Annotated in this window: 7 protein-coding genes; 5 read left to right on the forward strand and 2 right to left on the reverse strand. The window is 58.2% G+C overall.

From position 1 onward, the window contains the following. The 4 genes from L8H00_RS18385 to L8H00_RS18400 all read left to right on the forward strand — a co-directional run. A partial coding sequence (locus tag L8H00_RS18385) for a restriction endonuclease subunit S (RefSeq protein ID WP_242098777.1) occupies positions 1–538 on the forward strand: 538 nt, incomplete at its 5' end. Next, positions 535–1998 carry an ATP-binding protein gene (locus tag L8H00_RS18390; RefSeq protein WP_242098779.1) on the forward strand — a complete coding sequence of 488 codons (1464 nt, stop codon included), beginning with the start codon at positions 535–537 and terminating at the stop codon, positions 1996–1998. The genes L8H00_RS18385 and L8H00_RS18390, both read left to right, overlap by 4 nt. 163 nt (positions 1999–2161) lie before the next feature. Then, positions 2162–5284, forward strand: coding sequence for a DEAD/DEAH box helicase family protein (locus L8H00_RS18395; RefSeq protein WP_242098780.1), 3123 nt, complete (start codon positions 2162–2164; stop codon positions 5282–5284). 247 nt (positions 5285–5531) lie between these two features. Beyond that, positions 5532–5684 (forward strand): hypothetical protein, encoded by a 153-nt coding sequence (locus L8H00_RS18400; RefSeq protein ID WP_242098781.1) that lies wholly within the window; start codon positions 5532–5534, stop codon positions 5682–5684. A 65-nt stretch (positions 5685–5749) separates the two neighbouring features. Here the strand turns inward: L8H00_RS18400 and L8H00_RS18405 are convergent, their stop codons facing one another. Further along, the gene (locus tag L8H00_RS18405; protein ID WP_242098782.1) at positions 5750–5956 is read right to left on the reverse strand and encodes a hypothetical protein; all 207 of its coding nucleotides are present in this window, start codon (positions 5954–5956) and stop codon (positions 5750–5752) included. A gap of 279 nt (positions 5957–6235) precedes the next feature. Here L8H00_RS18405 and L8H00_RS18410 point away from each other — a divergent pair, with 279 nt between their 5' ends. After that, positions 6236–6454, forward strand: coding sequence for a hypothetical protein (locus L8H00_RS18410; RefSeq protein ID WP_242098783.1), 219 nt, complete (start codon positions 6236–6238; stop codon positions 6452–6454). A 15-nt stretch (positions 6455–6469) separates the two neighbouring features. Here the strand turns inward: L8H00_RS18410 and L8H00_RS18415 are convergent. Further along, the coding region (locus tag L8H00_RS18415) for a hypothetical protein (protein ID WP_242098784.1) at positions 6470–6733 on the reverse strand (264 nt) is incomplete at its 5' end.

Here is a 6733-nt window from a genome sequence, read left to right on the forward strand (position 1 = left end):
AGTAGGCGCTGTTCCTTTCTTGAAAGTATCATCGCTGTCGGCAGAGGATATGAATGTTCGAGACTGGCGATGGTTTGTTGGAGACTCTTACGATAGCGCAAGCCTTCCAACTTCGTTTGTTGTATTTCCCAAAAGGGGAGCGGCGATATTTGGGAATAAGGTCAATGTCGCCGACAGGCCCGCTATGATTGATCCGAACCTTATGGGTTGGGAAATATTTGAATCGGCGGATACACTCTACATGGCCTATGCGCTGAAAGCCCGCCGTATTTCTGAACTTGCAGATATTTCGACTGTTCCCCAGATAAACAATAAGCATATCTCCCCTGAGCGCTTTCCGCTTCCTCCCCTTGAAGAGCAAGAACAGATAGCTCGATTTCTCAAAAACGCTGTTGCGCAGTATGATAATCTTGCCACCGAAGCTCAGCACGCAACCGATTTGCTTCAAGAGCGCCGCGCTGCACTCATTTCCGCCGCCGTCACGGGCAAGATAGATGTGCGTGGAGCCGTTCTCCCTGAGGATCGCGAGGCCGCATGAGCGTCGTCCAGCCCGATTATTGGGAACGCCTCGTTCGCGAGCTTACCCGGCTCCCGGCCGAGACGGGCTGGGTCGAGTTTAAGCTCAATAACAGCGATCCCGACATGATCGGGCAGCGTATCTCAGCGCTATCGAACTCCGCCGCGCTTGAGGATCAAGAAACTGCCTATCTGGTCTGGGGCGTGCAAGACGAAACGCACGAGATCGTCGGCACCACCTTCAGCCCCATCGGGGTGAAAAAGGGCAATGAGAATCTGGAGGCATGGCTGGTGCGCATGCTCGCGCCGCGCCTCAACATCGCCTTCCACTCACTGACGATCGACGAAAAACCGGTGGTCTTGCTTACGATACCAGCGGCTAAGGGACAGCCAACGCGATTCAGTGGTAGCGAATGGATCAGAGTTGATTCAACCACCCACCCGTTGAGGGATCATGGAGGTAAAGAAGCCGAGCTTTGGCGGCATTTCGATCGCCGTCCGTTCGAGGGCCTGATCGCTCAAGCCGATTGCACGGAGGATGAGGTAGTCGAAAGACTGGATTATCCGGCCTATTTCGAGCGTTTTAACCTGACACTTCCCGCTGATCGTCATGGCATCATCGCCAAGCTCGCTGAGGATCGTCTCATCGTTCGTAATGAGGCAGGGCGTTGGGACATCACCAACCTCGGCGCGATCCTCTACGCGCGTCGCCTGCCCGATTTTCCCGGTCTCGCCCGCAAGGCAATGCGCGTTATCGTCTACAAGGGTAAGACGCGCGTCGTGACTGAACGGGAGCAAGAGGGGCTGCGAGGCTACGCTTCTGGCTTCGAGGGGCTCATGGAGTGGATCGACGGTCAGTTGCCGCGCAATGAGGTGATCGGCCAAGCGCTGCGTCGCACTGTCCCGCTCTATCCTGAACTTGCCGTTCGCGAGTTGGTCGCCAACGCGCTCATCCATCAGGATTTCGGCATCGGTGGCACCGGGCCAATGGTTGAGATTTTCGACGGCCGCATCGAAATCACCAATCCCGGCACCACGCTGATCGACATTCAGCGTATTCTCAATCACGCTCCTCGATCGCGTAATGAGGCGCTCGCCCGCTTTATGCGTCGTGTTAACATCTGCGAGGAGCGAGGCTCGGGAATCGACAAGGTGGTTGAGGAAACTGAAACCCACCAGCTTCCTCCCCCGTTGTGGGAGCAGCAGGATGCCGCGTTCCGTGTCACGCTGTTCGCGCCCAAGCCCTTTCGTGAGATGGACCGATTGGAGCGGGTCCACGCCACCTATCTCCATGCCTGCCTGCGCTACGAACAGCGAGAGACGGCTACGAATACCTCATTGAGGGAGCGTTTCGGGGTCGATCCGCGCAACTCGGCAACCGTATCGCGGATCATCAAGGACGCCCTTGAGGAGGAGGTGATCAAGCCATTCGAGGAGGGGCAGGCCAAAAAGGTGGCCCGCTACCTGCCGTGGTGGGCGTGAGTTTGTTTGACGGGTATTTGATCGGGAGGGCCTCGCGAGGCGATTGGGATTCAACTTCCGTTGGAAAACCGCGGTTTTCTAAGCCCAATTTGTTTGATCGGCTATTGTCGCAGGAGGGCTCAGGAGCGCTCCACGGTTCTCATTCTTATGCTCCGAGTCAGTCATGAGCATCCATAAGGAAATCCGTTTCGAGGACGAAATCTGTGCTCATCTCACTGAGCATGGCTGGCTCTACGAACCCGGAAGCGCCGCGCTTTACGACCGCAAACGGGCGCTGTTCGCGCCCGATCTGGTCGCGTGGGTGCAGGAAACGCAACCCAAGGTCTGGGAGTCACTGAGCCGCACCCATGGCGCAGGCGCTGAGGCGGCACTGCTCGATCGGGTGCGGAAACAGATCGACGATCGCGGCACGCTGGATGTAATCCGTCACGGCGTTGAGATGGTAGGCGTGCGAGGCATGATCTCATTGGCCCAGTTTAAGCCTGCCATGGGCATGAACCCCGACATCATCGCCGCCTATCAGGCGAACCGCCTGCGCGTCGTGCGCCAGCTTCGCTACTCTGTGGCGAATGAGAACTGCTTCGATCTGGGGCTGTTCCTCAATGGCGTGCCGGTCGCGACTGCTGAGTTGAAATCGGACTTTACCCAGTCGATCACTGACGCCATCGATCAGTATCGGTTCGACCGCCTACCCCGGCCAAAAGGCGGCAACGCTGAGCCGTTGTTGACCTTCCCCAGCGGGGCGCTTGTCCATTTCGCCGTGAGCAACAGCGAGGTGCATATGACGACCAAGCTGGCTGGGCCGACCACGCGCTTCCTTCCGTTCAACAAGGGCGATGCGGGCGGCGCAGGCAATCCGCTCAATGAGCACGGGCATCGCACCGCCTATCTGTGGGAAGAAATCTGGGAGCGGGAAAGCTGGCTTGAAATCATTGGCCGTTATCTGGTCGCTCAGCGCGATACGAAACGCGCGATCAGCGGCATCATCTTCCCCCGCTATCACCAGCTTGATGCTACCCGGAAGCTGCGCGCAGCCGTTCGCACCGAGGGCGCTGGCGAAAAATATCTGATCCAGCACTCAGCGGGTAGCGGCAAGACGAACTCAATCGCGTGGGCGGCGCACTTCCTCGCCGATCTCCACACTGACGCGGACGAGAAGCTGTTCTCGACCGTCATCGTCGTATCCGACCGCAATGTCATCGACGCCCAGCTTCAGGACGCGCTGTTCGGGTTCGAACGGACCACCGGCGTGGTGGCAACGATTCGCAGCGAGGGCGGTGCCAAGAGCGGTCAGCTTGCCGAGGCGCTGGCTCAGGGCAAAAAGATCATAGTCTGCACCATCCAGACTTTCCCATTCGCGCTTGAGGCCGTCCGCGACCTCGCCGCGACGCAGGGCAAACGGTTCGCGGTCATTGCCGATGAGGCGCATAGCTCGCAGACCGGCGAGGCGGCGAAGAAGCTCAAGCAGCTCCTTTCCCCGGAGGAAATCGCTGAGCTACAGGATGGTGGTGAGGCCAGTGCCGAGGATATCCTGACCGCACAGATGGCGGCGCGCGCGGGCGACAGCGGCGTCACTTATGTCGCGTTCACCGCCACACCCAAGGGCAAGACTCTCGAACTGTTTGGACGCAAGCCGGAACCCGATCAGCCATCCGGCCCCGGCAATTTGCCGTCCGCCTTCCATGTCTACTCAATGAGGCAGGCGATCGAGGAAGGCTTCATCCTCGATGTGCTCAAAAACTACACCCCCTATCGCCTCGCCTTCCGCCTCGCCAATGACGGGCAGGAATGGGATGACAGGGAGGTCGAGCGCAGCACGGCGCTCAAAGGCATTATGCGCTGGGTGCGCCTGCACCCCTACAATATCGCGCAGAAGGTTCAGATCGTCGTTGAGCACTTCCGCGAGAATGTGCAGCCGCTGCTTGATGGTAAGGCCAAGGCGATGGTGGTGCTTGGGAGCCGCGTCGAAGCTGTGCGCTGGAAGATGGCGATCGATGGCTACATCAAATCGCAGGGCTATGGGCTCGGCACATTGGTGGCTTTTTCCGGTGAAGTGAACGATCCCGACTCCAGCCAAGAGTCGCTCACTGAGGGCAGCGCTGCGCTCAATCCGGGGCTGAAGGGGCGAGATATCCGTGATGCGTTTGCGGGCTCGGATTTCCACCTCCTGCTTGTCGCCAACAAGTTTCAGACGGGATTCGATCAGCCGCTGCTGTGCGGCATGTATGTCGATCGGCGGCTCGCAGGCATTCAAGCGGTGCAGACGCTCTCGCGCGTCAACCGCGCTCATCCGGGCAAAGACACGACCTATGTGCTCGATTTTGTAAACTCGTCGGAGGAAATCCTCACCGCCTTCCGGACCTATTATGACACTGCCGAGCTTGAGGGGGTCACTGACCCGAACCTTGTCCTCGACCTCAAGGGCAAACTGGATGCCAGCGGCCACTATGATGAGTTCGAGGTCGAGCGCGTCGCTGCGGTCGAGATGAACCCGAGTGCCAAGCAGGGCGATCTTATCGCCGCCATTGAGCCAGTCGCTGACCGGCTGCTCAAGCGCTACAAGGCAGCGCAGGAGCGCCTGAGCAACGCTCGCGAGGGTGATGACCATGATGGCGCATCGGTCGCGCAGGACGAGATCGACACGCTCGTGCTGTTCAAAAACGACATGGCCGCTTACCAGCGCGCCTACAGCTTCCTGTCCCAGATATTCGACTATGGCAGCAGCACGATCGAGAAGCGCTTCCTGTTCTACAAACGCCTGACGCCGCTGTTGGAGTTTGGCCGTGAGCGCGAGGGCGTGGACCTCTCGAAAGTCGTGCTGACGCATCACAACCTCAAGGACGAGGGCCAGCGACGCCTTGACATATCAGGGCGCGATGAGAGCAAGCTCAAGCCAATGACGGAGGTCGGTTCGGGCTCAGTGCAAGACAGAGAGAAGGCGCTGCTCGCCGAGATCATCGAGCGCGTGAATGACCTATTCGGCGCTGACACCACAGATGGCGACCAACTGAGCTATGTCACCACGCTACGAGACAAGATGCTCGAATCCGATGCATTGATGACGCAAGCTGCAAACAACACCGAGGCACAGTTCGCCAACTCGCCGACACTCAAAGACGAGTTGATGAACGCCATTATCGATGCGTTCGAGGCGCATTCTTCATTGAGTAAGCAGGCCCTCGATTCGGCGAAGGTGCGCGATGGCTTGAAAGAGGTGCTGCTTGGCCCTGCGCAGCTTTACGAGGCACTCCGTGCGCGCTCCGGTCGGGAACCGGTTGACGCATAAAGTTCAGGTCGATCTTCATGCTATCCACCGCCTCTCGGATCATCTTGTCGAGATTTTCGGGGTGGTCTTCTTCTAACGGCAGCGGGTCCATCATGTGCATAGGCTCGCTATGACGCCCCCAATACCCCCATCCCGTATCCATGCTGAGGCCGCTCTCATTGAACTCGGCACTCAGGCCAACGCAGTTTAGGGTGAGACCGAGAGGCTCGATGTTGCGGGCCAGTCGCCAAAGAGCAGCACGCAGCGAGTGTTCGTCCTCGCCGATGATCGGCTCGCGGTCGCTCAACATGAGCCGGATGAAATGACCGGCAAACACCCGCGTTCGACCCGTTTCGACTATGCCCATCTCGAAGCGCGTCAGCGAGACGCCTTTCGTTTCCTGCACCTCATAATCGTGTGATTGTCGCACCTCGTAATGTCGCCAAGCCATATACATCTCCTGCCCCGCTATTTAGGCAGTTTGGATCAGCGGTTCTCAGACTTCTCTACCTCCTGCTCACGGCGATCGAGCGCATCTTCAATGAGTTCGCGAACGAAGTCACCCTGCCGGGTGTTACCGCGCAATGCGTCAATGCGCGCCTTCGTCCCCGCCCGCGCGCGAAAATGAACGGCTTCATCGAAGAGCTTCGGCTTCGTCACCCTTCGAGAGATAGCGGTATCGCTTTCTTTCATCCAGTCCCGCGCAGCCCTTCGTCATTGACGCTATAAGCGGTATCGCTTAAGAATAAGCGGTATCGGTTAAGACTGCAAGATCGTGTCAGGGGGGCAAATGGCTATTGGGTCGGCAACGCAGCAAGGCTCGTCAGTGAGCGTATGGAGCGAGACCGGACGCCTGTTGTTCGGTCGCGCGGGGACGCTCGTAGGTTTCACCTCGGGAACAGTGACGGTGCGTGTTGGTAGCTACAACATCACCTACGATGATCGCGGCACCGCCAAATATCAGAGGCCAGCATGATCCGCTTTACCGCTTTTCGGTTCAGTGCCGAAGGGGACAATCTTCAAGGTGCTTTGAGAGGAACTACGGCTCCAATCACGCCTCGCCTCGTCGAATCCTCACAAGAGATCAGTGTCGAGGTTAGTGCCGAAGAAGCTATCGCGATTACGCTTATAGATATTAGAGAGATGCTTGGTCTTATGCTTCAAAAGAGGGATGAGGCTTGTCCCGATTAGATACTTGAACTCACGCTAAATACGGGCATGCCTCGTTGGACAGCCCTCACTGATTATAATGGCCTGCTCGATCTCATGCTGGATGTTGAGCAGTGCGGCCAGAGCGTTGTCCTCAACGGCGTGGCATGCACCATCAGCCGGATCAATAATCGACATGCTCTGCTCGAAGCTGCCAGCCCGGATTTTGGCTTCGCTGCGTTCTTCCCCGGATGGTATGGCGACTACTCCGCCGTCCCGGTCCATATTCTGACGATCGGCGAGCACCACGAGTGCATCGGG

Origin of the sequence: Sphingomonas sp. CROZ-RG-20F-R02-07 (genome assembly GCF_022662335.1) — a bacterium.
Classification (GTDB): domain Bacteria; phylum Pseudomonadota; class Alphaproteobacteria; order Sphingomonadales; family Sphingomonadaceae; genus Sphingomonas.

Excerpts from the sequence above, each read along its gene's own strand:
- L8H00_RS18395 (WP_242098780.1), top strand. The coding sequence starts at position 2,162 with ATGAGCATCCATAAGGAAATCCGTTTCGAGGACGAAATCTGTGCTCAT.
- L8H00_RS18390 (WP_242098779.1), top strand. The coding sequence starts at position 535 with ATGAGCGTCGTCCAGCCCGATTATTGGGAACGCCTCGTTCGCGAGCTT.
- L8H00_RS18405 (WP_242098782.1), bottom strand. The coding sequence starts at position 5,956 with ATGAAAGAAAGCGATACCGCTATCTCTCGAAGGGTGACGAAGCCGAAG.
- L8H00_RS18410 (WP_242098783.1), top strand. The coding sequence starts at position 6,236 with ATGATCCGCTTTACCGCTTTTCGGTTCAGTGCCGAAGGGGACAATCTT.